The organism is Enterovibrio sp. QJM3NY_24 (assembly GCF_057786035.1).
Window position 1 is genome coordinate 444,290 of record NZ_CM173520.1, and the last position, 23,829, is coordinate 468,118.

Consider the following 23,829-nt stretch of genomic DNA (forward strand, 5'->3'; position numbering starts at 1 on the left):
GATGTTTGAGAAATTTAATAGTTGCCCAACAAATATCGAAATCGCGTTACAAATAGTTAAAGGGAGAAGCAGTAAAAAAACAATGGATATATCACGTACATAGGTATCGTAATAGGATCGGAAAGTAGACAAGTTGCGCATATACAGTTGTTAAATCTCAGCACGTACGATTAATACACAACAAACATTACCCATAAATCACCCTGATGATTGCATTCGGCATCATTAAACACACAAAAAAATCGCACTCACTATCTTTCGAAAGTAAGCCGTGATTTTGTCTGTTAATGAGGGAAGACGGGCATACCCGCTAAATCAATTGGCAAGAACTCATAGCCTGAGAGTCCGCACTATCCAAGGAGAGAAGCAGTTTGTTGACGGTGTTCACTGTTGTTCAAAAATTTTGCGAATTATATAGTCCAAAATATATACACTCAACCAAACCTTGGTGTTATTTCTAATTAGCATCCCCCAAGCACCCATTGGAAATAAAACACATCCACCATATAAATACTTGGTAACAACACAACCACAAACTAAGGCAATAAGCCGTAACTAAACTAAAAGTGACTGAATTATCTAAATGAAAGACATGTATCCACTACAACAGAAAATGTGGTGGCGGTGGCTCGCTTTTCACCAAGTCTGAAACGATCTGCAATCCACGCTTGATACGATAACGACTGGCTTCTCCTCCCAAGCTAATTCGAACATGATTTCTGCGTATATCGTTATCTAATGTGAACGGCTGAAAACCTGTCAGTTGAACACCCGCTTGTCTTGCGGCAACCAGTAAATTGTCAGCTTGCCATTCGCTGGGCAAGGTTAACCACACATGCTGACCATAAGGGTGAGCTTCAAAGTGCATGCCGGATAGGCAATTCGCGGCAAGACGCTGTCTAGCCGCAAACTCCTGACGCTGAAATGCTTCAATGCGCTCAACTGAGCCATTAATGATCCAGTGACTGGCGATTTCAAACGGCAAAGGTGTGGCCATCCAACTCGTCGCCGCCAATCGTCCAACAGCATGCTGCTTAAGATGGCGCGGAACAACCAGATACCCTACGCGCAAGCCTGGTGCGACTGTTTTTGTCAGGCTAGTAACATAGAAACTCTGCTCAGGGATCAAGCTCGAAATCGGCGGTAAACGATTCGGTTCTAACGCGCCATAAACATCATCTTCGATTAGCATCAAGTTATGTCGCTGCACCACTTCAGCAATCGCCATTCGGCGCTCCATGCCCATGTGTGCGCTGGTAGGGTTGCTCATGCTCGGCGTACATGCCAATGCTTTAATTTCTCTTTGGTTGCAGATGCGATCAAGCGCTTCAGGAATGATTCCTTGTTCGTCCATGTCGATGCCGCACAGCTTAAAATTGAAGATCTTTGAACGTGCAATTAAACCGTGATCAACAAGCCGCTCGCATGCCACTGTGTCACCAGACGAAATCGCTGTGCCCAGCGCCAGTACCAAGCCGTGGCATGCGCCATTGGTTAACAAAACACATTCCGCTTCCGCGTTCAGCTTTTGTTGGGCAAGATAATGTACCGCCGCGTCTATGTGTCGTCGCAGCCCAGCAACGGGTCGCGCTGAATTGAGCAGATGAGCGGTATCACCACGGGTGGCAATGTCTAACAAGGTTTCATTGAACAGTTGAGTGATTTGATTGGTGTAAACCGGATGTGCAATTGACATGTCAATCACGTCGGAAACCGACTGTTCACTCTTAACGTCTTGCGTCAGCAGAAACTCACTTTCCTTCCCTTGGGCAAAGCTTCTGACAAACGTCCCGCTGCCCACCCACGCCTCAACCGCACCTTGCTTTTCTGCATGGGCATAGGCATTGCTGACCGTCTGCACACTGACGGCCAATTGATCGGCCAGCTCACGATGAGGCGGCAATTTCGATCCCGGCAGCAATACGCCCAAAGAAATTTGATCCATTATCGCTTTTGAGATCGCCATATATTTCGGGAGCCCTGGGGCTAATTCGAGGTTTAATTTAATTGTCATAGTTCAATATTTTTATTGACCAAATTTTAGCCAGTGGTGTATCTCTAATGTATGCCTAATCAAAACAATTTGGCAACATTGAATCGTATTGATATGTATTGAACTAGTTTGAACTATAAACGGCACTGATAAAAAGGAGGCCGGAAACGCATAAAACTGAGCTTAACGCATTCATAACAAAGTTATGGACGTGTTGCTGCTACTCAAGTTTCAGCACCACAAAGCGGAAGGCAAAGCTGGGAGGCAAAACAGTCATAAGTGGAAGGTCGATCCTGAGCTCTACTAGATATTGATGACTGGCGATGACTCTAACGATGGTCAACGTTCGTCCATTTGGGCGGTATATTGAGGAGTAAAGGGACATGAGTGATGTAGTCCTTAATTTTACACTGGAAGAGTTCGACGTCCGGCTGGAGAAAGTTCGTGCGGCTATGGAAATCAACGAAATTGATATTCTCATCGTCCATGATCCTTCCAACATGGCGTGGCTAACAGGCTATGACGGCTGGTCATTTTACGTACCTCAATGTGTCGTCGTCGCGCAAACTGGCGTTCCTTTGTGGTTTGGTCGTAACCAAGACGCCAATGGTGCACGTCGCACCGTTCATATGTCTCCTGAAAATGTCGTAGGCTACCCGGATCACTATGTGATGAATCCTCCGCTTCATCCTATGGAGTATCTCGCTAACGCAGTGCTTGGTGAAAAACTATGGGACCGTGGTCGAATTGGCGTCGAAAAAGACAATTACTACTTCAGCGCAACCGCCTACGAGGCATTGCGTGACAACCTACCCAACGCATCATTTACTGATGCAACAGGCTTGGTTAACTGGTGCAGAGCAGAGAAATCAGAACAAGAACTCTATTACATGAGAGCAGCTGCGCGCATTGTAGAAAACATGCACCGCGTGGCTTACGACCTGATCGAGCCCGGATTACCGAAACATATTCTGGTGGCCGAAATTAACAAGCACTCCGTGATCGGTCACGATGGTCACTTCGGCGACTATGCCGCTATCGTCCCCTTGCTACCGTCTGGCATTGACGCGTCGGCCCCACATCTCACGTACGATGATCGTCCCTTTAAAAAAGGTGAAGGCACTTTTATCGAAATGGCGGGGGTTCACCGTCGCTATCACTGTCCGCTTTCACGCACGATTTATCTTGGCGAGCCGGCCGATCATTTTAAACGCGCCAACGATGCATTGAATGAAGGTCTAGAAGCGGGACTGGCGGTTGCCAAGCCTGGTAATACGTGTGGCGACATTGCCCGCGCCCTCAATGCCATCATGGTGAAGTATGGTTTTGATCGGGGCGGTTCACGATGCGGCTACCCAATCGGTATGAGCTATCCACCCGATTGGGGTGAGCGCACCATGAGCCTTCGCGACACTGACACTACCATTTTGAAAGAAGGCATGACATTTCACTTTATGCCCGGTCTTTGGATGGATGATTGGGGCATGGAAACCACAGAAAGCATCGTGATCACGCAGTATGGTGCAGAAACATTGTGCAATTTTCCACGCCAGCTTTTTATTAAGCATTAGCAGTGAAGCACATACTCAAACGCTCACGAAAAAAGGATTAAGATTCTATGGCGAAATTACCGCCTAGTTCAGTATCAACAACCGTTGATTTTGAAGCAGACGGCATACAGCATGGCTTTTTGAAATTGCCTTATTCTCATGATGGATCGGCGTGGGGTGCCATCATGACCCCCATCACTGTCATTAAAAATGGTGAGGGTCAAACAGCGCTGCTAACTGGGGGAAATCATGGCGATGAATACGAAGGGATCACGTCATTACTCAAATTGAGCCATACCCTAACACCCGCTGATATCAAAGGCCGCGTAATTATCGTGCCAATGATGAACCACCCGGCTGTCGAAGCGGGAAGCCGTGTTTCTCCCATTGATAACGGCAACATGAACCGCGCATTTCCGGGTCACCCCTACGGCAGCATGACAGAACGCATGGCCGACTATTTCAGCCGTCATCTTGTCACCTTGTGTGATACCGCGCTGGATATTCACTCAGGGGGCAAGACACTAGACATTCTCCCTTTCGCTGCGGCTCACCGTCTTGTCGATAAAACGCAGGAAGAACGTTGCATAGAAGGCGCACGATTGTTTGGCGCGCCCTACTGTTTTTATATGGAAGAAATGGACCCGACGCAGCTGTATGACACGGCTGTTGAAGCACAAGGAAAAGTGTTCGTCACCACGGAATTGCGAGGCGGCGGAACCACGAATCCTGAAACAATTGAAATGGCAGATCGTGGTATTCATAACTTTCTTGTTTACAGCGGTATTTTGCTTAAAAGCTACATTGAGCCAACTAGCGATCCTATCTTCTTAGAAATCCCAAATGCTCAGTGTTATTTGCAAAGCGAGCACAATGGAATTTTGGAGCTATGTGTGAACTTGGGTGATGACATCAAAGAAGGTGACCTCATCGCGCGCGTTTATTCGACCGAGCGCAGTGGACAAGCCCCGATCGAATACCGTTCACAAACTCACGGTATCCTCGCTGCCCGTCGGCATTTAGCTAAGATCAGCCTCGGGGACACCTTCGCCGTGCTTGCGAAGCCAATCGACTAACCACCTCACTTCTGCGGTATTGCGAACGGCGTTGCATCATGCATCCTAAAGCTGCTCGACGCCGCTTGTTTCTGCCTGGGCTATGTGAACCAAGCGCCCTCGCCCATCACCTCTCACCTCTCACCTCAAGCACGCAAAATTGGCGACGAGAAATGTCAACAATTCCAACTCTGTGCCACGCTTAAAGCTATCGAGCACACTGAGACAGGGTCATCAATGCAACTTGATCGGTACGACACAAAAATCCTGCAAATTTTGGCGACGCAAGGGCGAATCACAAAATCGCACCTCGCCGAAGCGATTAATCTGTCGATCAGTCCGTGCTGGGAACGAGTAAAACGCCTTGAAGAGGCTGGGATCATTGAAGGCTATGGCGCCAAGATCAACCCCAGTATCTTCAGTAAAAAAACGCCGGTGATGGTGGAAGTCACACTTGGAAAACACGACGCAGCCAGCTTCAAACGTTTTGAAGAAGCCATGCAAACCTGCCCTGAAGTGGCTGACTGTTTCGCAACGGGTGGAGGCATTGACTACATCCTCAGAGTCATGGTGAAAGATATCGACCAATATCAACGTCTTGTCGACAGTTGGCTGGTGTCAGAACTCAGTATTGAGCGCTATTACACCTACATCGTCACGAAAACGATCAAGCACCAAGGTGACACATTTGAAATCGATGAAAACCTGATGCGATAACCTTCTTTTCGCCTCACAAAACTCTCCTCAACGCCTCTTTTATTGCTCACGTCAGGCCATTAATCGCACTCGTTTTCCTGTGCAGAAAAAACACCATGTCTTTCGTCGTCCAATAGAAAAAAACCTCATGCCAAACGCTATTTAACAGAAAACAACCCAGCCGAAACTGACTTACCTTTTAATGACAACAACCATATATACCCAAACAAACTCTCGCTCTACAAGCATCTTGAGGTTGCTTGGAGATACACGAGTCACCTTATAGGGAGGTCATGATATGGCCGCACTGAATTTGCCATACGAAGGAAAAGCCAGCAACGCTGTGTTAGCCCAGTTGGATGATGCGCGCTTACTCCGTCAGCTTGCTTATATAAACGGGAAATGGGTGGCAGGTAACGACGATATTGCCGTAACCAACCCCGCCGATGATCATGTGTTGGGTTATGTCACCTCATTAAAAAAATCTCAGGTCGACAAGGCCATCAACGCTGCGCACAAAGCGTTTGTTCCTTGGCGTGCCTTATCCGCAGAACAACGGGCGACCAAACTGATGCGTTGGCATGATTTGCTGCTTGAAAACAGAGAGGACCTCGCCCGCTTAATGGTATTGGAACAAGGAAAAACCTTAAACGATGCTCGTGGCGAAATTGATTATGGCGCATCGTTCATTCGCTGGTTTGCCGAAGAAGCGCGTAGAGCTTATGGTGAAACCATCCCTAGCCATATCCCCAATGCACAGCTTGCTACTCTGAGAGAACCGATTGGCGTCGCGGCGTTAATCACGCCATGGAATTTCCCCAATGCAATGATCACCCGCAAAGCCGCTGCTGCATTGGCAATTGGTTGTACGGTGATCGTGAAACCTGCCAACGAAACGCCCTTCTCCGCATTAGCACTCGCGGAATTGGCAGAGCGGGCTGGCATTCCAGCCGGAGTATTTAACGTGGTCACCGGCGATGCACCCATGATCTCCGCCACGCTGTGCGCCTCAGACAAAGTAAAGGCCCTCTCGTTTACCGGCTCCACACGCGTCGGGAAAATCCTACTCGAACAATGCGCAGATACAGTGAAGAAGTGCTCGATGGAGTTAGGTGGCAATGCCCCTTTCATTGTTCTGCCGGACATGGACATTCATGAAGCAGCCAACGCTGCGATTGATGCCAAGTTCCAGACATCAGGCCAAGACTGCCTCGCCGCCAACCGGATCTTTGTACCACGCGAATACCATGACGAATTTGTCGCGGCCTTCGCTGCTGGCATGCAAAAACTTCGCGTTGGAAATGGTATGCAAAAAGGCGTAGACCTTGGCCCGTTGATAAGCCGTCAAGCCGTCGAAAAAGCGCAAAAATTGGTCGACGATGCACTCGAAAAAGGCGCAACGCTACTCGCAGGAAAATCACCACAATCGCTAAACAGCAATTTTTTTCATCCCGTACTGCTAACCCAAGTTACGCCTGACATGGCGGTATATCGTGAAGAGAACTTCTGCCCCGTTGCAGGTGTGATTGCCTACGACAACTTAGATGACCTCCTTGTTGCCGCGAACGACACCGAATATGGCCTTGCCGCCTACGTTTACGGAAACGATATCCGCGACATATGGAAGCTCATGCGCGGGCTAGAGTTTGGCATGGTGAGTGTGAACAGCGTGAAAATGACGGGTCACCCGATCCCGTTTGGCGGCATGAAGCAGTCAGGCCTTGGGCGCGAAGGTAGCCGACACGGTTTTGATGAATACAGCGAAATTAAATATTACTGCCTTGGCGGTTTACCGACAGCCAGCGGTTGCTGATCTTTTGCAGATACATGGAGTTTGATATGACACAGAATATTGATACCAAAGCCTTGCTCGAAATAGACCGTCAGAACGTCTTTCACGCATCAACCCATCTAAAGCAATACGCCGATGGTGACTTGCCTGGGCGTATTATCACCAGCGCCAAAGGCATTCGCATTCAAGACTCAGAAGGCATAGAACTTGTCGATGCTTTCGCGGGGCTTTACTGTGTGAACATCGGCTACGGCCGAGAAGAAATGGCCGAAGCCATCTACGAACAAGCAAAAAAACTCGCTTACTACCACACGTATGTCGGCCACACGAACGAAGCATTGATCACCCTGTCAGAACGTATTTTGAAGATGGCGGCCAAGGCATGAGCAAGGTGTATTACGGTATGTCGGGCAGTGATGCCAATGAAACCCAACTCAAGCTCGTTTGGTATTACAACAATGTGCGCGGGCTGCCAGAGAAAAAGAAAATCATCTCTCGTGATCGTGGTTATCACGGCTCCAGTATCGCCTCGGGTTCAATGACAGGGCTGCCACTCTTTCATGCCCATTTCGATCTGCCGCTTGATCGGATTAAACACACTGTCGCGCCTTACTATTATCGTCGTCAAGACGACGGGATGACCGAACGTGAGTTCTCAAAATACTGCGCAGATGAATTGGAAAAAATGGTGCTCGCCGAAGGTCCAGAAACCGTCGCCGCCATGATTGGCGAACCTGTACTGGGCACTGGTGGTATTGTTCCGCCACCAGAAGGCTACTGGCAGGAAATCCGCAAAGTATTGGATAAATACGACATTTTGCTCATTTCTGATGAAGTGGTTTGTGGTTTTGGTCGTCTTGGCGCTGACTTTGGTTCAATCATGTATGACATGAAGCCCGACCTCATTACCGTCGCCAAGGGACTGACTTCAGCCTATCAACCGCTTTCCGGCGTCATGGTGGGTGAAAGAGTATGGAAGGTGCTTGAAGATGGCACAGATCAATGGGGCGCTATCGGGCACGGTTATACCTATTCAGGTCACCCATTGGGCGCAGCATCGGCGCTGTGTAACCTCGATATTATCGAGCGTGAAAACCTGACGGCGAATGCCCGTGATACGGGCGCCTATTTCCAACAACAGATGCAGGCCACATTTGCCAATCACCCGCTCATTGGTGACAGCCGCGGTATCGGATTGCTGCATGCGCTTGAGTTTTCCAGCAACAAATTCAAACGCGAACACTTCGATCCCTCGTTAAAAGTCGGCCCACAAATCGCCGCTGCATGTCTTGAACAGGGTTTGATCGCTCGTGCCATGCCACACGGCGACATTTTGGGTTTCGCGCCACCACTGGTTGTTAACCATGCAGACATTGACGATATCGTCTCGCGGGCAAAAAAAGCCATCGACAAAGTGACAGACAAGTTGGTGAGCAGTGGTAGCTGGAAGGCCGCTTAACACATTCAAACATCACGTCATGCCATTGAAAAAGCCCCGAATTCGGGGCTTTTTATTGAAGATGACAATAGCGATCATCCCGACACCCCTATTACGTTGTGGGAAATGAAGTGGAAAATGTTACAACACGCCCATGCAGCAGTAAGCCTGAAACCCATGCTAAATAAGGCTTGGCCAGAACTTGGCGGTAATGAATACGAGCATTGCAAAGGAAGACATGATTCATCCAGACAAACTGGATGACATTCTTCTTGATACTCCGTGCAATATTGAAAAAATGTGCCCGTAGCCGCCTAAAAATGGCTAACACGTGTGCAATTACACGTATTCTCAGGATCTAGAAACGATATTTGTTGACCTTCCCCCAACTGTAACCTTTATACTTCTCTTCAATATCTACTCACAAAAGTCTTTCGATGCGCTTTTCATCTTTTCGTACATACTGGATCGCTATTATCAGCTTGCTTGTCATGCTGACGTCCGGTTTTGCGTCGAGCGCATCAATGATGTCGATGTCAGTGCACATGATGTCCAGCGAACAGATGTCTCACGCTACAATGAGCGAAGAGCATCACGCGGCTTCAAATACAGATTCTGATCAAGATTGCTTGTTGCTTGAACCTTCAACCGATTTGCATGCTCAACATAGGGCTTCACCTAACCCTCCATCAGAAACAGAAATGCTCGATTGCAGCGCCGATCCAACCATGGTTCATAACTGCTGTACGGCGACCTGTTTCAGCGCTGTTGCGCTAATCTCCCCCAATTATCAATCTGAGCAACACGTAACCAAACTTGCCCTTATCCACTTGGAGCAAGGCGTTACCCTCATCGCTCGCGTTCAATCTCTCTACCGACCCCCGATAGCATAAATCCATCCCTGATATGTCGTACCACTGCGCCTATAAAACGCCGTGGAGGGTAATTCCGCGTCCGAATTTGACGCGAACAGAATGGATTTAACTCGTGAATATCAAACCAAGCTTATTAGCACTGTCGATCAGTGCCATGGTATGGATGCCAACGCCCGCTTTCGCCGCTCCATCGGCAGAGCAAGTACGTTTGGCGTCTGACTCCAACACACTGACGCAACTTATCGAAACAGCATTAGCAAACGATGCCAGCCGAAAGCAGTTCTATGCGCAATCTCAAGCAATGCGTGAAACAGGCATAGCCAGTGCTACCTTGATGGATCCCAAACTCAAAGTGGGTGTGGGTGGCCTGCCCGTAGACAGCTTCCAGTTCGATAAAGACCCAATGACCAACATCTCCATTGGCCTGATGCAGCAGTTTGAACGTGGTGACACCTTGTCTTTGCAAGGTAGAAAAGCCAATCAGCAAGCCGATGGCATTCAGCTTCAAGTCGAAGTGCGTGAGCGCGAAGTGGCCAATACTCTGACTCAGCTCTGGTTAGAATTGGGTTATCAGCAACAGGCTAAACGCATTTTGCGCGAGAACCAACGCCTGATGCGAGAGCTTACTACCTTCATCCAAACCAACTATTCGATTGGCAAGAATGAAGCGCAAGACTTGCTCAACGCCCAACTTCAAGTCAGTAAGCTTGATGAAAAACTGCAAGCCAACGCGCAGGTTCAGCGCCGCATTATTTCTCAACTCTCCGAATGGCTGGGTGCAAACTGGCTGGAAAACGCGCAGGAACTGAAAGCGACCAATCAGCTAAATTGGCAAACCCTGACGGCAACGCTGAGTCAAACCAACTCCGTCGAGCATTTTGCCCTTCTTCGCCAGCACCCAATGGTAAAAATGGCCGATGTGGCTATCACCACACAAGAAACGCAGGTTGAATTGGCCGAGCAAGCTTACGCGCCGCAGTTTGGTGTCGAAGTGATGTACGGCTATCGCCAAGCTAACGGCATGAACGGTCAACCTGCCTCCGATTTAGTTAGCGCGTATCTGACGCTCGATATTCCGCTGTTCACCGATAACCGTCAGGACAGAAACCATGCCGCCGCTCAGTACCAAGTGGGCGCTGCAAAATCACAGAAAGACCTCCTCCTTGCGCAAATGAACGCCAAGGTGAATGCGCTTTTGGTGGATAAAAGCAATCTAGAGCAACGTTTAGATCGCTACAGAACCACCTTGCTAGAACAGGCTAGCGCACGCACCAAAGCGGTTGAACGTGGATACCAAAACAACACGGCACAGTTTAATGACGTGATAGCCGCCGCCAGTGATGAACTCACTTTATCCCTTGAGCAGCAACGTTTGATCACCGATTTAAATCTCGTGAACAGCAATTTGGCGACCTTATTGGGTAGTTTTGATTACACGACCGTGACACCTGATATCGCAATGCCAAACCCAGCGCCATCACAAACAAAGCACTAAGCCGCAAGGTAGGAGATAACAATGAAAACAATGCAAGTAGCTACCCTCGCTTTGCTGGTTGGCGGTGCCATCGGATTTGGTGCAAACCAACTGCTTTCAGGGCATGACATGTCAGCCATGGCTGGCGCAGCGACACCTGCGAGTAATGATGAGCCTTTATATTGGGTCGCGCCTATGGACCCCAATTACCAGCGTGATAAACCGGGACAATCCCCGATGGGCATGGATTTGATCCCCGTGTATGCGGATGATGCGTCAAGCGAAGGCGACAAAGCAGGGACAGTAAAAATTAGCCCAGCGGTCGAAAATAACCTTGGCGTAAAAACAGCCGCCGTTGAGTGGGCGCCACTGTCACCGCGTATTGAAACCGTTGGTTATATTGCCTTTGATGAAAGCCACCTATGGCAAACCAACGTCCGCGTCGCGGGTTGGGTACAAAAGTTATATATCAATGCCGTGGGCGAAAAAGTCAGCAAAGACGATGTGCTTTTTACGCTCTATTCTCCCGATCTCGTTAAAGCACAAGAAGAACTGCTCAACGCCTACCGCACAGGCCGCAAAGGCTTGATGAAGGGCGCAACAGAACGATTGGTTTCTTTAGGGGTCGACCGCGACCAAATTGCACAGATCATTAAACGCGGAAAAGCGTCACAAACCATAGATGTCAAAGCCTTGGGCGATGGCATTATCGCCAGTCTTAACATTCGTGAGGGGGGATACCTTTCTCCTTCCCAAGCGGTGATCAGTGCCGGCCCACTAGACGAAGTGTGGGTTGATGCCGAGGTGTTTGAACGTCAGGCGCACTGGGTCAATGCAGGCAGCATGGCAACCATGACACTAGATGGTGTTCCTGGTAAAGAATGGCAAGGCAAAGTCGATTACGTGTATCCAATTTTAGACCCGAAAACCCGTACCCTGCGCATGCGCTTGAAGTTCACCAATGCAGACGGTGAACTCAAACCCAATATGTTTGCCAATATTGCACTGCAACCTGTCACGGAAGATGCCGTTCTCACTATCCCAAAATCCTCAGTGATCCGCTCTGGCGGCATGACCCGCGTGGTACTCGCTGAAGGCGATGGCAAGTATCGCTCTGCTCGTATTGAAGTGGGACGTGAAGCGGGAGATACCATTGAAGTGCTGCAAGGTTTAACCGACAAACATCGTGTCGTCACTTCTGCCCACTTTATGCTGGACTCAGAATCCAGCCAGTCTGCCGATTTAGCCAGAATCAATGGTATTGAAGCGGCCGCAGAAACCCAATGGGCCAAAGGCGAAATCACTGATGTGATGATGGGACACCGCATGCTCACCATCAATCACGAACCCGTTCCCGCATGGAACTTGCCAGGCATGGTGATGAATTTCACCTTTGCCGAGGGTATTGAACTGGACGAGTTCGACGTCGGACAAGCCATCGATTTTGAAATGCAAAAAGCCGAATCAGGCCAATATGAAATCGTTGATTTCAAACTCAGTGACGACGCTGCGCCGAATGAAGTTTGGGTATCCGGCGAAATCTCCATGTTGATGGCAGATTTCGGCATGATCACCCTAACCCACCAGCCGGTGAGTGAGTGGAAATGGGACGCGGGAGAAATGAATTTCTCCGTGGAAGAAAGCGTTAATCTAGGCGCTTTTGCTGAAGGCCAAACCGTCCGCTTTTTAGTCACCAAAAACGGGGCGGATTACTTCCTTAAAGCACTTGAGCTAGAAGGAGGCAAACAATGATTGGTGCCGTTATTCGCTGGTCGATTGCCAACCGATTTCTGGTACTGGTCGCGACCCTCTTTCTTACGCTGGGCGGCTTATACAGCGTTAAGAATACCCCCGTCGATGCCCTGCCGGATCTGTCCGATGTGCAGGTGATCATCAAAACCAGTTATCCGGGTCAAGCGCCACAAGTGGTGGAAGATCAGGTCACGTATCCATTAACCACCGCCATGTTAGCCGTGCCGGGCGCCGAAACGGTTCGAGGTTACTCCTTCTTTGGTGACTCCTACGTTTACATCATCTTCGACGACAATACCGACATGTATTGGGCACGTTCGCGTGTATTGGAGTATTTAAGCCAAGTCGCGCCAAAATTACCACCGAGCGCCAAACCGACACTGGGGCCTGATGCAACGGGCGTGGGCTGGATTTACAGCTACGTACTGCAAGACAAAACCGGGCAGCACGATCTGGCAGAGCTTCGTAGCCTGCAAGATTGGTTCTTAAAGTACGAACTACAAACCGTGGATGGTGTCTCTGAAGTCGCCACTGTTGGCGGCATGGTGAAGCAATATCAGGTGCAAATCGATCCGGCCAAACTGCGTGCGTACAACCTAACGCTGCAACAGATCAACATGGCGATCCAAAACGGCAACCAAGAAGCAGGTGCGTCTGTCATTGAAGTGGCAGAAGCCGAACACATGGTTCGCACCACGGGTTACCTTTCGAGTGTTGAAGACATTCAATCGTTGCCGCTAAAAGTCACCGAAAAAGGCACGCCATTGCTGTTGGGCGACATTGCTGACATCAACATTGGCCCACAAATGCGTCGCGGCATTTCCGAATTCAACGGAGAAGGCGAAGCGGTGGGTGGCGTGATTGTCATGCGCTTTGGTGAAAATGCCAGCGAGGTGATCGCCAATGTCAAAGCTAAGCTCGATGAACTGCAACGCAGCCTGCCAGACGGCGTGGAAATTGTTGCCACTTACGATCGTTCTACCCTGATTGATGCCGCCGTGGAAAACCTATGGCAGAAACTGGCGGAAGAATTCATCGTGGTCGCCGTCGTGTGCGCCCTGTTCCTTTTCCATATTCGCTCATCACTGGTTATTGCCATCAGCTTGCCGATTGGTATTTTATCCGCCTTTATCGTCATGCACTGGCAAGGCATTAACGCCAACATCATGTCCCTTGGTGGTATCGCCATCGCCATCGGTGCCATGGTGGATGGCGCTATCGTCATGATTGAGAACGTCCACAAGCACATAGAGCGAACCCCACTCACCGACAAAAACCGCTGGCAAGTGATCAGTAAAGCGGCAGAAGAAGTGGGTGCGCCGCTGTTCTTCTCCCTGCTGATTATTACCCTCAGCTTTGTGCCTGTGTTTGCGCTCGAAGGGCAAGAAGGCAAGATGTTCTCGCCATTGGCTTTCACCAAAACCTATGCAATGGCTGCGGCTGCAGGTCTCTCGATCACTTTGGTGCCGGTACTGATGGGCTACTTCATTCGCGGGAAGATATTGCCAGAGAACAAAAACCCGGTTAACCGTGGTCTGATTGCCTTATATCGACCATTGCTGAACCTTAGTCTGACCTTCCCTAAGACCATGATTGTGGTCGCTATCGCATTGATGGCCTCGGCGTATTACCCCACCAGTAAACTTGGCAGCGAATTCATTCCGCCGCTGGATGAAGGTGATTTGATGTACATGCCGACGACGTATCCCGGTATCTCTATCGGTAAAGCGCGCGAGCTATTGCAGCAAACCAATAAGCTGATCAAAACCGTGCCTGAAGTGGAAACGGTGTGGGGCAAAATTGGACGAGCGGAAACCGCGACCGACCCTGCCCCATTGACCATGATTGAAACCGTGATCCAACTGAAGCCACGTAAAGAATGGCGTGAAGGACTCACCACTGAATCGCTACGTAAAGAATTTGATGATTTGGTGCAATTCCCCGGCCTCACCAACGCATGGGTCATGCCAATCAAAACGCGCATCGACATGCTGGCAACGGGCATTAAAACGCCTATCGGCATCAAGATTGCGGGCCCTGATCTTAAGGTCATCGAAGGCATCGGCGCGGATCTGGAACCTATCTTGAATCAGGTTGCTGGCACGGCCTCTGTGTATGCAGAACGTGTTGCTGGCGGACGTTACGTCACCATCGACATCAAACGTCTCTCCGCAGCCCGTTATGGCTTGAGCATAAAAGACGTTCAGCAAGTGGTTTCCACTGCTGTGGGCGGTATGAATGTGGGTGAAACCGTTGAAGGGTTAGAGCGCTACCCTATCAATGTTCGCTACCCGCAAGACTACCGTGACTCTGTGGTGAAGCTGCAAAACCTGCCGCTCGTGACACCCAATGGCGCACGTATCGCACTGGCTGATGTAGCCGATATTCGCTATGAAGACGGCCCACCGATGATCAAAACCGAAAACGCGCGTCCTAATGGCTGGGTGTTCGTGGATATCGACGGTCGTGATCTTGGCTCTTACGTGGTCGACGCGCAAAAAGCTGTCGCAGACCAACTGATATTACCAACAGGTTACTCTTTAGCATGGTCGGGTCAGTACGAATACATGGAGCGCGCAAAAGAGCGCTTGAGCGTGGTCGTGCCTATCACCATCGCCATCATCATGTTGCTGTTGTACTTGAGTTTCCGTCGCGTAGGCGAAGTCATGATCATCATGGCAACCCTACCACTGGCAATGGTCGGCGGCCTGTGGCTCATGCACTACTTGGGTTACAACTTCTCGATTGCCGTTGGCGTAGGGTTTATTGCCCTTTCGGGTGTGGCTGTCGAAATCGGCGTCATCATGTTGGTTTACCTCAACCAGGCATGGCACGCCAAAAAGCTTGAAGCACAAGAAAACAACCAACCGCTTTACCCAGAAGATCTCACTGGCGCCATTCGTGAAGGTGCGGGGCTGCGTGTTCGCCCCGTGATGATGACAGTGCTGACCGTCATTATCGGCCTGATCCCCATCATGTATGGCGAAGGCACAGGCTCTGAAGTGATGCAGCGTATTGCCGCCCCGATGATTGGCGGCATGGCATCTGCCCTCATTCTGACGCTGCTGGTTCTGCCAGCCATTTACAAACTTTGGAAAAACCGAGAAATCACACAACACAGTTAATGAATTTTCCGTGTCGACGAGGCGCGGAATATCTACTTTAAGAAGGAAAACACAATGAAAAAGACACTACTTGCACTTTCACTGGCTATTTTCACGACGAGCGTAATGGCTGCAGACATGGATCATTCCAAAATGGACCACAGCAAGATGGATCATGGCAAGAAGCCACAAGAAACCATGGATCACGCAGCCATGGGGCACGGCGACATGGATGATTCAAAGATGGACCATTCGAGCATGATGAACATGGAAGGTATGTCTGCAGTGGGTATGCCAGCAAATGGCGCAAAACCCGACAAAGTGGTTCACGTTATTTTGACTGATGACATGCGCATTAACTTCAAGAAAGACGTGACCATTGAGCCAAATGACGTGGTGCAATTTGTGGTGATGAACGTGGGTAAAATCGACCACGAGTTTTCTATCGGCTCAATGGACGAACAACTCAAACACCGCGAAATGATGAAAAACATGACAGGCCATCACGACCACGATTCAGGCAGCACGGTCACCGTTAAACCGGGTAAAGCCAAGCAACTTCTGTGGCATTTCCACGGCGACAAAAGCGTTGAGTTTGCCTGCAACATCCCAGGTCATGCCGAAGCTGGCATGATAAAGAGTGTGACACTGTAACTCTCTTTGAGATAGCCCAGTCATCGCAACCATAGCCGCAGCAATGCGGCTATGGTTTGTCTTACTCCCCCTTCAGTACCGCTTTCTTGGTTCGCGTTTCAACCAACACAGTGACAATCACGGCAAACACACCCACCAGCGCCGAAGCTAACCAAGAAGAAACATACACCTCACCGAACACGCGCGTCCAAAGGATCGCTAGCACAACAAACCAACCAAACAGAAAGGCCGCGTTGTTAATCGCGATAACCAAAAGCGTTGGGAAAATGGGCTTGGTTACTGTCTCTTTGAGTTCTGGATGCGCCTTGCTCACCTTGCCCGCAAACACCTTCGCCGTGATCAGCGAAAGAATAATGCCAAGGCCAAATGTCAGCGGGACTGCTTGCCCCCAAACTGATAGCTCTTTGGTCGAAATCATATCCAACGACATCGGAACCAATGTCTTTGAGCCAAACGTATAGCTGGCAATCACTGCATTAATGACCCCATTGATCAGTGCGGATATCAGAGAGTCTTTGAGTTTTACTTCAATCGTGGGTGACATATTTACCTCAGCCAAAATACCTTACAAAACAGCAAACCCATGTCGCCACACAGAATGTAGTGCTAGATGACAACTAACGTTTTAAAACTGTTTGAAAATCCCAGATACAGGACTGCGGCAACACCCAGTGTAAATTTCACTGAACACCTCATTTATCCAAATCCATGCCGGTATCTCGACAAATGTCAGCAAGAACCGCATCTTACTTAGCAATTACCTGCACATTTATGGATTCGCAGGGATCAGGAATAGAGAAAGGAATCATCAGACATGGATAAAGATCATAGCCTCAGAGAAAACCTCTTGGCCTTACTGCTTGGCAGCGCACTCGTCTCGCTGGGCGTCATTTTCTTCAACAAAGTTGGCTTACTGACAGGCGGCACGGCAGGCCTTGCCATCTTCCTCACCAAAGTGAGCGCCTTAAGTTTCGGCCAAGCCTTTTTCGCCCTCAATCTGCCGTTCTACATCCTGTCAGTCATGCGCATGGGTTGGCGTTTCACGCTGAATACTTTCATCGCGGTCAGCATCGTCTCTGTGGCTGTTGATCATCTGTATCGCGTTATTGATATTGCGCATATTGATCCCATTTACGCGGCCCTGATTGGCGGTGGCTTAATCGGAACAGGCATGTTAGTTATCTTCCGCCACAAAATGAGTCTGGGCGGATTCAATATTCTCGCGCTGTATCTTCAAGAACGCTTTGGGATTCGTGCTGGCAAGGTGCAAATGGCACTGGATTGCGCCATTGTGGTGATGTCACTGTTCATTGTGGATTTGAGCTTGATTGCATTGTCGATACTGGGCGCGATCACCACCAACCTTATCTTAGCGATGAATCACAAACCTGGGCGTTATCAGGCCAAATCGCAAGCTGTTTAGACCCTGATCGCCATCCGATCTTTTTGCTTCTAGATAAACAGTAAATAGCACCTGAACTGGCCACCTTCTCGGTGGCCTTTTTGTTATCAGAAGGAACTAATTGGCAGATAGAAATCCAACTCAAAGCGTTCCTGCTCATCGAGAAAATGGTTTTGGTGATAATGCACGTAAGCAGGCGTTGAGCCCAATTTAAAACCAGACGCCAAAAAAGATTGGACAGGCACTTTAAGAAAAGAACAAAACTGTCAGTTTCAGCATTCCTTGCTAATCAGCCCATCCTGAATACCTAAAGATGAAACGGTTAACTCGCCGCGATACCTTGTCCTCACTATCATCATTCATCAAAGATTTCGGCCATGGCTCAAGCGCGCTCTTCTCTTATCAGTCTTGACGCAACACCCTACTACCACTGCGTTTCTCGTTGCGTTCGTCGCTCCTTTCTATGCGGCCATGATGATACAACTGACAAAAGTTATGAACATCGTAGAGGATGGATAGAGAAGCGATTATTGGCCCTTTCTCACGCGTTTTGCATTGATGTTTGTGCCTACGCCATCATGAGCAATCACTATCACGTCGTGCTGCATATCAACATAAATAAAGCCAAGACATTATCTCCACTAGACGTTGCGGAGCGTTGGTTGGCGTTTCATCAAGGTCCTTTGCTTATCCAGCGATTCATTCGTGGGGACAAGCTCTCGGAGGCAGAATCCGAAAGCTGTATGAACATCATTGAAGTGTGGCGCGAACGTCTAACGTCAGTCAGCTGGTTTATGCGACTTATCAATCAACACATCGCAGCAGAAGCGAACCGTGAAGACAAATGCACAGGTCATTTCTGGGAAGGGCGATTTAAGAGCCAAGCTCTGCTAGATGAAAAAGCGTTGGCGGCAGCCATGGCGTATGTTGACTTAAATCCTGTGCGTGCGGCGATTGCAGATACACCCGAGCAGTCTGACCATACGTCTGTGAAAGCGCGAATTGAGTCTTTGAAAAGTGAAGACATTACGGCACCAAGCTTGTTCCCGTTCGCTGGAAACCCACGCGAAGACATGCCCGACGGCATTCCCTTTCGTCTCATGGATTATTTAGAACTTGTAGATTGGACAGGGCGACAGGTACGTGATGATAAACGTGGTCATATTGAAAACGGACTGCCGCCCTTACTTTCGCGCCTAGGCTTCGATACTCAGAGCTGGATACGAACCTGCACCAAAATAGAAAGAGGAAGTATTGTTGGAGCGGAGTCAGCAGTGAAAGCAGCCTTGCCGCATCTCAATCGACAAAGAATGTCTGGCATTCGACTGCCAGATAGATAACCCAACACCTACCTTGGTTTCAGTGCCCCAATCAGATAACCATCTGAGCCTTCTGCTTCCCCAAATTTTTGTATACGACAGATTTTGATCGCATTCTTCGATAACTGCCGTTTACTGCTAAATACAGAGTAAACATATCTCCCTTTTTAAGCGTTCGCCATCGAGAAATAGTCAATGTTTCCTAATGTGTCTGTCTGTGTTTTATGCATATAATGCAGTTTTTTATGCATATTACGCAGTTTTTTATGCATATTCACCTTGGGTAAATGTTATCGAAAGGCTTTGGCATGCCTTACATGAAACGATAACCAGAAATCACCGGTGCAAGTATATGTGGCAATGGCTCAGGCAAGTTAAACAATTTTTAGAGCAGGTATCGCCCTATCCAGGCAGTGGTCATGGCACAGCGAAAATATAGCGCTATTTGGATCGGCTATTTATCGGGGCGAATGATTGTGTTTGACTTTATTTCCATTGTGAATCAAGTGCGTCCTTATTGTTCGAGTTAACCCAAAATAAAGAGGCAATGATGCGTAAGGGGTATCAAAAAATTTAGGCCGAGTGAGAAGAATACAGCCTGATAGATTGGCCAGTAAAACTAATTGCCATACCGTACAGGCGCATCATGGATAGACGTAACATATCTGAATACGATTTTTTACTCTCAAGGATGAACAAATGACACAACATATACCGATCGCGATGCTCGGTTTTTTTCTTATTGTCCCCCAATTATGCTTTGGCGCAGGATCTGCCTGATTCACAAGTAATAAGTGCATTCTCAACGCGCTCATCGAGCTCGGGAATAGCGCCGCCAAAAGAAACGTTAGGTACTTATGTTCTTAACTCGGGAGGTGGCCTTGATACGGGGTGCACTTATAAATCCGGTGGTCCATTGATTATTAAGTTGCCAGTCCCGAATGTGGTCAATGAAGCTGTATTGCAAAATGACGGGAAGATTGATCCGGGTAAGTTGGCAAATATGCAAAGTCAGAGTGTTATTGGTGCCAAGGCGCGAATTAGCATGCCTGTTTTTGATATCGATTCAAGCGCTAACGTTCCCGGCATCAACCCGGAAGTCGATGTTGTTTCCTTTAACGGGAAAACGATGGGAACCCTTCAAGGGGCTGACGGTCGCTGGACTGACACAAATCTTCAAGTCGACGTCGGTGAAATAAAGTTCGGACAAGATAACGAAATCCGCGTTGATATAGATACTGCGAACAGTGGCGACAATTGGTGTATGTCTGTCGATTGGGTTTCGATAGAGTTTGATGTGGCACTTCCGGTCGTTCTCGCACACGGAATCGCGGCTCAAGCAGACTCTTGGGATGAAAGCAGCGCGCCAGGTGTATTGAGTACCTTAGATGATCTGGGAATTCGCTATGCGCGTTTCTCTGCTCAAAAGAATGGCACTACCGCGACAAATGCGGGAATTTTAAATCGAAAAATCCAGACGTTCCTTGATGAGTTAAAAGCCGATAAAGTCCACATTATTGCGCATAGCAAAGGCGGGTTGGACACTCAGAATCTCAAAGCGCTAAGCCCTAACTTTGAAATTAAATCTCTCTCCACGTTTTCCACCCCACACCTTGGCAGCGTAGCCGCAGACCTTTCCTTTATAAAAATGGAACACTATGCGGATAGATACACCAATACCACAGCCGATCCAAATAACTTTGCCCGGGAATATATGAAACTGCCGGATATTCCTTTTGTGGGACCTAAAATGCCGGGTATTGAGGATCTTACTACGGACACTGCATCAAATGCGATAAGTGCTGGAACGCGTGGAAATATCACACAAACGTTCTCTATGGGTGCAAATGCCGATTTAGATCAAGACGGAGTGATTCAGAAAGATCCGGACATAGTTGGTCTCTTTCCTTGGGGATCCCATTGGGCTGGCGTCGCGGCATGGGAAGCCCTTAGAAACTTCAGTTCGGCAGCTTATCTTGATACCCAGCAATTTGTATCGCCACATTACTCTAACGGTTATAACGTGATAATCACTACCGTCAGATACACAGCTAACGTAACAACGGCTCAGGAAAACGATGTTGTCGTTACGCTCGCCAGTGCGAATCCAAGCTTCGCTACGTCTTTGGGCAACGTGTTGGCAAACCATTCGACAATGAAAACGGGGCCAAATGTACTTCGTTTTGTCCAAAATATTATTTCGATGCGCTAAGGAGTGGCGAGCATGAAATTTTTTAAACAGCTTATGACGGCGCTTGCCTTTATCGGTGTCTTACTACAGCCAGTTTTGGCGAGTACCCAGGTTCCAATTGGCATGAGCACCAGTACAACCTTATCGTTTCCTGTAACAAGCACTGATAGCAACGCAGAATTGGCATTTGATATTGATGTGGCTGATGCCTTTGTTGTAGAAGTTATTGTTCCTGTTGATGATGCCACCGTTTCGATTGTGGATCCGAACGGGAAAATTGTATTGTTATCGACCGACGCATCAACCAATAGCGTATTGGGAAGCAGCCAAACACCAGCGTTACCGGGTAGCTATGTTTTCTTCCCGGAAGTAAAGGAGCCGATGGCGGGCACATGGAAAGTTCTTGTTGATTTCCCAAGCCCTTCTTACGATACGGTTATTATTGGCCAAGTTGCGGTTCAAACGCCCATTGCTTTTGGAATGGCGATTGCGGCCAACGAATATGTATTGGGTGAGCCGGTACCCGTAGCAGCGTTACTGACTGATAGGGGTGAACCTATATCTACAGCAGCGACTCAAGCAACGGTTGTTGAACCAAGCAACAGCAACACTGTGCTATCCCTTGCGGATGACGGACAAGGTATCGATGCAGCGCAAGGTGATGGGATATACAGCAATACTTATATTCCTAACGAGTTGGGCGAATACGAAATTAAGGGAACAGCGACAGTCAACTGGAAGGGCAGCCAACTGGTACGGGAAGCGACCAAAAAAGTTAACGTCATCCCTGCGTCAGTGAATATTGTTAGCCATAAATTGTCACCGGTGTTTACGTCCGAAGGTTGCGTGAGTGCAATCAGCCAATATTTTGAACTGGACGTTCAAACAGATGGCGATTATGCCTTACACGGGCATTTAACCGACGGGGTTAACGAATTAAACAGCAGCAAAAGACTACTCCTGACAGCCGGTAAGCATGTGGTTGCTCTCGAATACAGCAAAGAGAAGATTGCCGAATTGTTCTCCGAGACCGCAGAGCTTTCGGTTAATACACCCTTTATCTATAGCATTACCGATGACGCGATTAAACTCGCGACTCCTCGCTTGCGCTTCGAAGATATCATTGATCTTTCAACATTGGAGCGTTGCAGAGAGCCAATCGAGATAACCGGGCAACTACAAACTACACCGGTTATGTCAGAAGACGGCACATTCATTAAAGCACTGTCTTTCAGTTTCCCTGTTCATGTGACCAACACCAGCACTTATACCGGCTCGGTTAATATTAGCAGTGCCGCTGGTGAAAACCTTGAGCTAGTGAGCTTCCAAAAGTACCTCCAAAAAGGGGAAAGCACATTCGAATTTACGGTGTCGGGAGAGGTCTTCAAGCAAGCTGACGGTCCGTATGAGCTTAATTCGTTGTTGCTATACAGCCGCTCGACGTCTTACCGTCAATCCGTGTTGGGTGAAACACCTCCTTACAAGAAGGAAAACTTTAGCCCACCAGTCAACGTTACGTTAACCGGTAATCTCTTTGGCCTGGAAAGGAACAACTGGGAAAGTGTACCGGCGGCAAATGTATCGCAGCCTAAAGTGGGCGGATACCTGCGTGCCGGCGCGTCAATACCGTACGACTTTGAAACGCTGGCAAGTTTTGACCTGAGTAAAGTTACTGGAGACATTACCAAAGCCACGCTCATCGTCACGTTTGGTGATTCTACTCTCCAGTACCCGTTCAACGATGTGACAGTGCACACGGTTGATGATGCCACTTGGGATCCTGCGTCGGTAAGTTACGATTCATTCTGTGAATCCTTCACTGTCTGCCCGGCGTGGTCAAATACACTAGCCGCGTTGAAGAATGTAGAGCAAAACCAAACCGTCGAAATGTCAGGGCAAGCATTATTGGATGTTCTAAACGAGAAGCGCAGCTTACCAACTGCAATGACATCGTTTGTTCTTGTATCAGCACCGCATGAACGCAGCTACTTTGTTGAAGTTAAAAACGTGTCGCTATTTATCGAATACTAAATTCGGATGATTGAATTTAGGGAAGAAGAAAGGCCAGAAGCGAAAGCTTCTGGCCTTTTCGTTGAGGTGAGCTGTGGTAAGACCCTATACACTTTCAAGATTCTGATAATACTGTCTTTTATATTCATTCGGGGACAGCCCACCACTAGTACCATGATTACGTTTTGGATTGTAGAAGCACTCAATATATTCAAATATTTCAGAGCGTGCTTCCTCACGGGTTTTATAGATCCTTCGCTTTACTCTATCTTTCTTGAACAGCGAAAAAAAACTCTCAGCAACGGTGTTGTCGTGACAGTTCCCTTTTCTACTCATACTAATTTCCATATTGTGCTCTTTTAGGAAACTGCGCCAGTCGCTCGATGTATACTGAACGATTTGATCTGAGCGAACTAGCACCTTTTCACTTGGCCGTCTTCGCCAAATCGCGATCAACAAAGCATCAATGACAAAGGTCTACAGGGACAGGCAAAGTTAAATATCGTACAAATTATCTTTTGAAA

At 48.5% G+C, this 23,829-nt stretch carries 15 protein-coding genes and 4 pseudogenes; 15 read left to right on the top strand and 4 right to left on the bottom strand.

Annotation, left to right across the window (positions count from 1 at the left end; all coding sequences use genetic code 11):
* Positions 1 to 601: 601 nt before the first annotated feature.
* Positions 602 to 2,014 carry a MocR-like ectoine utilization transcription factor EhuR gene (gene ehuR, locus AC3CIC_RS18415; RefSeq protein ID WP_488516639.1) on the bottom strand — a complete coding sequence of 471 codons (1,413 nt, stop codon included), beginning with the start codon at positions 2,012 to 2,014 and terminating at the stop codon, positions 602 to 604.
* A 362-nt stretch (positions 2,015 to 2,376) separates the two neighbouring features.
* Between ehuR and doeA the strand changes: the two genes are divergently transcribed.
* From doeA to copI, 10 genes and pseudogenes are all read left to right on the top strand, one after another.
* Positions 2,377 to 3,564 carry an ectoine hydrolase DoeA gene (doeA, locus tag AC3CIC_RS18420; RefSeq protein WP_016960251.1) on the top strand — a complete coding sequence of 396 codons (1,188 nt, stop codon included), beginning with the start codon at positions 2,377 to 2,379 and terminating at the stop codon, positions 3,562 to 3,564.
* A gap of 47 nt (positions 3,565 to 3,611) precedes the next feature.
* Positions 3,612 to 4,619 (top strand): N(2)-acetyl-L-2,4-diaminobutanoate deacetylase DoeB, encoded by a 1,008-nt coding sequence (gene doeB / locus AC3CIC_RS18425; RefSeq protein WP_488516640.1) that lies wholly within the window; start codon positions 3,612 to 3,614, stop codon positions 4,617 to 4,619.
* A 216-nt stretch (positions 4,620 to 4,835) separates the two neighbouring features.
* Positions 4,836 to 5,315 carry an Lrp/AsnC family transcriptional regulator gene (locus AC3CIC_RS18430; RefSeq protein ID WP_394209288.1) on the top strand — a complete coding sequence of 160 codons (480 nt, stop codon included), beginning with the start codon at positions 4,836 to 4,838 and terminating at the stop codon, positions 5,313 to 5,315.
* Positions 5,316 to 5,592: 277 nt separating this feature from the next.
* Positions 5,593 to 7,107, top strand: coding sequence for an NAD-dependent succinate-semialdehyde dehydrogenase (locus tag AC3CIC_RS18435; RefSeq protein ID WP_394209248.1), 1,515 nt, complete (start codon positions 5,593 to 5,595; stop codon positions 7,105 to 7,107).
* A gap of 26 nt (positions 7,108 to 7,133) precedes the next feature.
* Positions 7,134 to 8,545 (top strand): annotated as a pseudogene (locus AC3CIC_RS18440) (aminotransferase).
* Between the two features lie 416 nt (positions 8,546 to 8,961).
* Positions 8,962 to 9,417: a hypothetical protein gene (locus tag AC3CIC_RS18445; RefSeq protein ID WP_488516641.1), complete on the top strand. Its 456-nt coding sequence runs from the start codon at positions 8,962 to 8,964 to the stop codon at positions 9,415 to 9,417.
* Positions 9,418 to 9,517: 100 nt separating this feature from the next.
* Positions 9,518 to 10,894, top strand: a complete 1,377-nt coding sequence (locus tag AC3CIC_RS18450) for a TolC family protein (protein ID WP_488516836.1) — start codon at positions 9,518 to 9,520, stop codon at positions 10,892 to 10,894.
* Between the two features lie 21 nt (positions 10,895 to 10,915).
* Complete coding sequence (locus AC3CIC_RS18455; protein WP_488516642.1) at positions 10,916 to 12,625, top strand: efflux RND transporter periplasmic adaptor subunit; 1,710 nt, start codon at positions 10,916 to 10,918, stop codon at positions 12,623 to 12,625.
* The gene (locus AC3CIC_RS18460; protein WP_488516643.1) at positions 12,622 to 15,750 is read left to right on the top strand and encodes an efflux RND transporter permease subunit; all 3,129 of its coding nucleotides are present in this window, start codon (positions 12,622 to 12,624) and stop codon (positions 15,748 to 15,750) included. The genes AC3CIC_RS18455 and AC3CIC_RS18460 overlap by 4 nt, the downstream gene beginning before the upstream one ends.
* Positions 15,751 to 15,804: 54 nt before the next feature.
* Positions 15,805 to 16,383 carry a copper-resistant cuproprotein CopI gene (copI, locus tag AC3CIC_RS18465; protein WP_488516644.1) on the top strand — a complete coding sequence of 193 codons (579 nt, stop codon included), beginning with the start codon at positions 15,805 to 15,807 and terminating at the stop codon, positions 16,381 to 16,383.
* A gap of 61 nt (positions 16,384 to 16,444) precedes the next feature.
* On the opposite strand, the gene AC3CIC_RS18470 is transcribed toward copI, so the two are convergent.
* Entirely contained in the window at positions 16,445 to 16,927 is a 483-nt protein-coding gene (locus AC3CIC_RS18470) for a permease (protein WP_488516645.1), read from the bottom strand.
* Between the two features lie 270 nt (positions 16,928 to 17,197).
* Between AC3CIC_RS18470 and AC3CIC_RS18475 the strand changes: the two genes are divergently transcribed.
* On the top strand, positions 17,198 to 17,806 hold the full coding sequence (locus tag AC3CIC_RS18475) for a DUF6198 family protein (protein ID WP_488516646.1): 609 nt from the start codon (positions 17,198 to 17,200) through the stop codon (positions 17,804 to 17,806).
* An 86-nt stretch (positions 17,807 to 17,892) separates the two neighbouring features.
* Here the strand turns inward: AC3CIC_RS18475 and AC3CIC_RS18480 are convergent.
* A pseudogene (locus AC3CIC_RS18480) lies at positions 17,893 to 18,009 on the bottom strand (AraC family transcriptional regulator); the annotation flags it as partial.
* Between the two features lie 153 nt (positions 18,010 to 18,162).
* Here AC3CIC_RS18480 and AC3CIC_RS18485 point away from each other — a divergent pair.
* From AC3CIC_RS18485 to AC3CIC_RS18500, 4 genes and pseudogenes are all read left to right on the top strand, one after another.
* Complete coding sequence (locus tag AC3CIC_RS18485) at positions 18,163 to 19,125, top strand: transposase (RefSeq protein WP_488516647.1); 963 nt, start codon at positions 18,163 to 18,165, stop codon at positions 19,123 to 19,125.
* A gap of 250 nt (positions 19,126 to 19,375) precedes the next feature.
* Positions 19,376 to 19,543, top strand: a pseudogene (locus AC3CIC_RS18490) (IS630 family transposase); the annotation flags it as partial.
* Positions 19,544 to 20,020: 477 nt separating this feature from the next.
* Positions 20,021 to 21,316, top strand: coding sequence for an esterase/lipase family protein (locus AC3CIC_RS18495; protein WP_488516648.1), 1,296 nt, complete (start codon positions 20,021 to 20,023; stop codon positions 21,314 to 21,316).
* A 12-nt stretch (positions 21,317 to 21,328) separates the two neighbouring features.
* Positions 21,329 to 23,326, top strand: a complete 1,998-nt coding sequence (locus AC3CIC_RS18500; RefSeq protein WP_488516649.1) for a choice-of-anchor X domain-containing protein — start codon at positions 21,329 to 21,331, stop codon at positions 23,324 to 23,326.
* An 84-nt stretch (positions 23,327 to 23,410) separates the two neighbouring features.
* On the opposite strand, the pseudogene AC3CIC_RS18505 reads toward AC3CIC_RS18500, so the two are convergent.
* Positions 23,411 to 23,773, bottom strand: a pseudogene (locus tag AC3CIC_RS18505) (IS3 family transposase); the annotation flags it as partial.
* Between the last annotated feature and the right edge of the window lie 56 nt (positions 23,774 to 23,829).

Excerpts from the sequence above, each read along its gene's own strand:
- ehuR (WP_488516639.1), bottom strand. The coding sequence starts at position 2,014 with ATGACAATTAAATTAAACCTCGAATTAGCCCCAGGGCTCCCGAAATAT.
- doeA (WP_016960251.1), top strand. The coding sequence starts at position 2,377 with ATGAGTGATGTAGTCCTTAATTTTACACTGGAAGAGTTCGACGTCCGG.
- doeB (WP_488516640.1), top strand. The coding sequence starts at position 3,612 with ATGGCGAAATTACCGCCTAGTTCAGTATCAACAACCGTTGATTTTGAA.
- AC3CIC_RS18430 (WP_394209288.1), top strand. The coding sequence starts at position 4,836 with ATGCAACTTGATCGGTACGACACAAAAATCCTGCAAATTTTGGCGACG.
- AC3CIC_RS18435 (WP_394209248.1), top strand. The coding sequence starts at position 5,593 with ATGGCCGCACTGAATTTGCCATACGAAGGAAAAGCCAGCAACGCTGTG.
- AC3CIC_RS18445 (WP_488516641.1), top strand. The coding sequence starts at position 8,962 with ATGCGCTTTTCATCTTTTCGTACATACTGGATCGCTATTATCAGCTTG.
- AC3CIC_RS18455 (WP_488516642.1), top strand. The coding sequence starts at position 10,916 with ATGAAAACAATGCAAGTAGCTACCCTCGCTTTGCTGGTTGGCGGTGCC.
- AC3CIC_RS18460 (WP_488516643.1), top strand. The coding sequence starts at position 12,622 with ATGATTGGTGCCGTTATTCGCTGGTCGATTGCCAACCGATTTCTGGTA.
- copI (WP_488516644.1), top strand. The coding sequence starts at position 15,805 with ATGAAAAAGACACTACTTGCACTTTCACTGGCTATTTTCACGACGAGC.
- AC3CIC_RS18470 (WP_488516645.1), bottom strand. The coding sequence starts at position 16,927 with ATGTCACCCACGATTGAAGTAAAACTCAAAGACTCTCTGATATCCGCA.
- AC3CIC_RS18475 (WP_488516646.1), top strand. The coding sequence starts at position 17,198 with ATGGATAAAGATCATAGCCTCAGAGAAAACCTCTTGGCCTTACTGCTT.
- AC3CIC_RS18485 (WP_488516647.1), top strand. The coding sequence starts at position 18,163 with ATGGCTCAAGCGCGCTCTTCTCTTATCAGTCTTGACGCAACACCCTAC.
- AC3CIC_RS18500 (WP_488516649.1), top strand. The coding sequence starts at position 21,329 with ATGAAATTTTTTAAACAGCTTATGACGGCGCTTGCCTTTATCGGTGTC.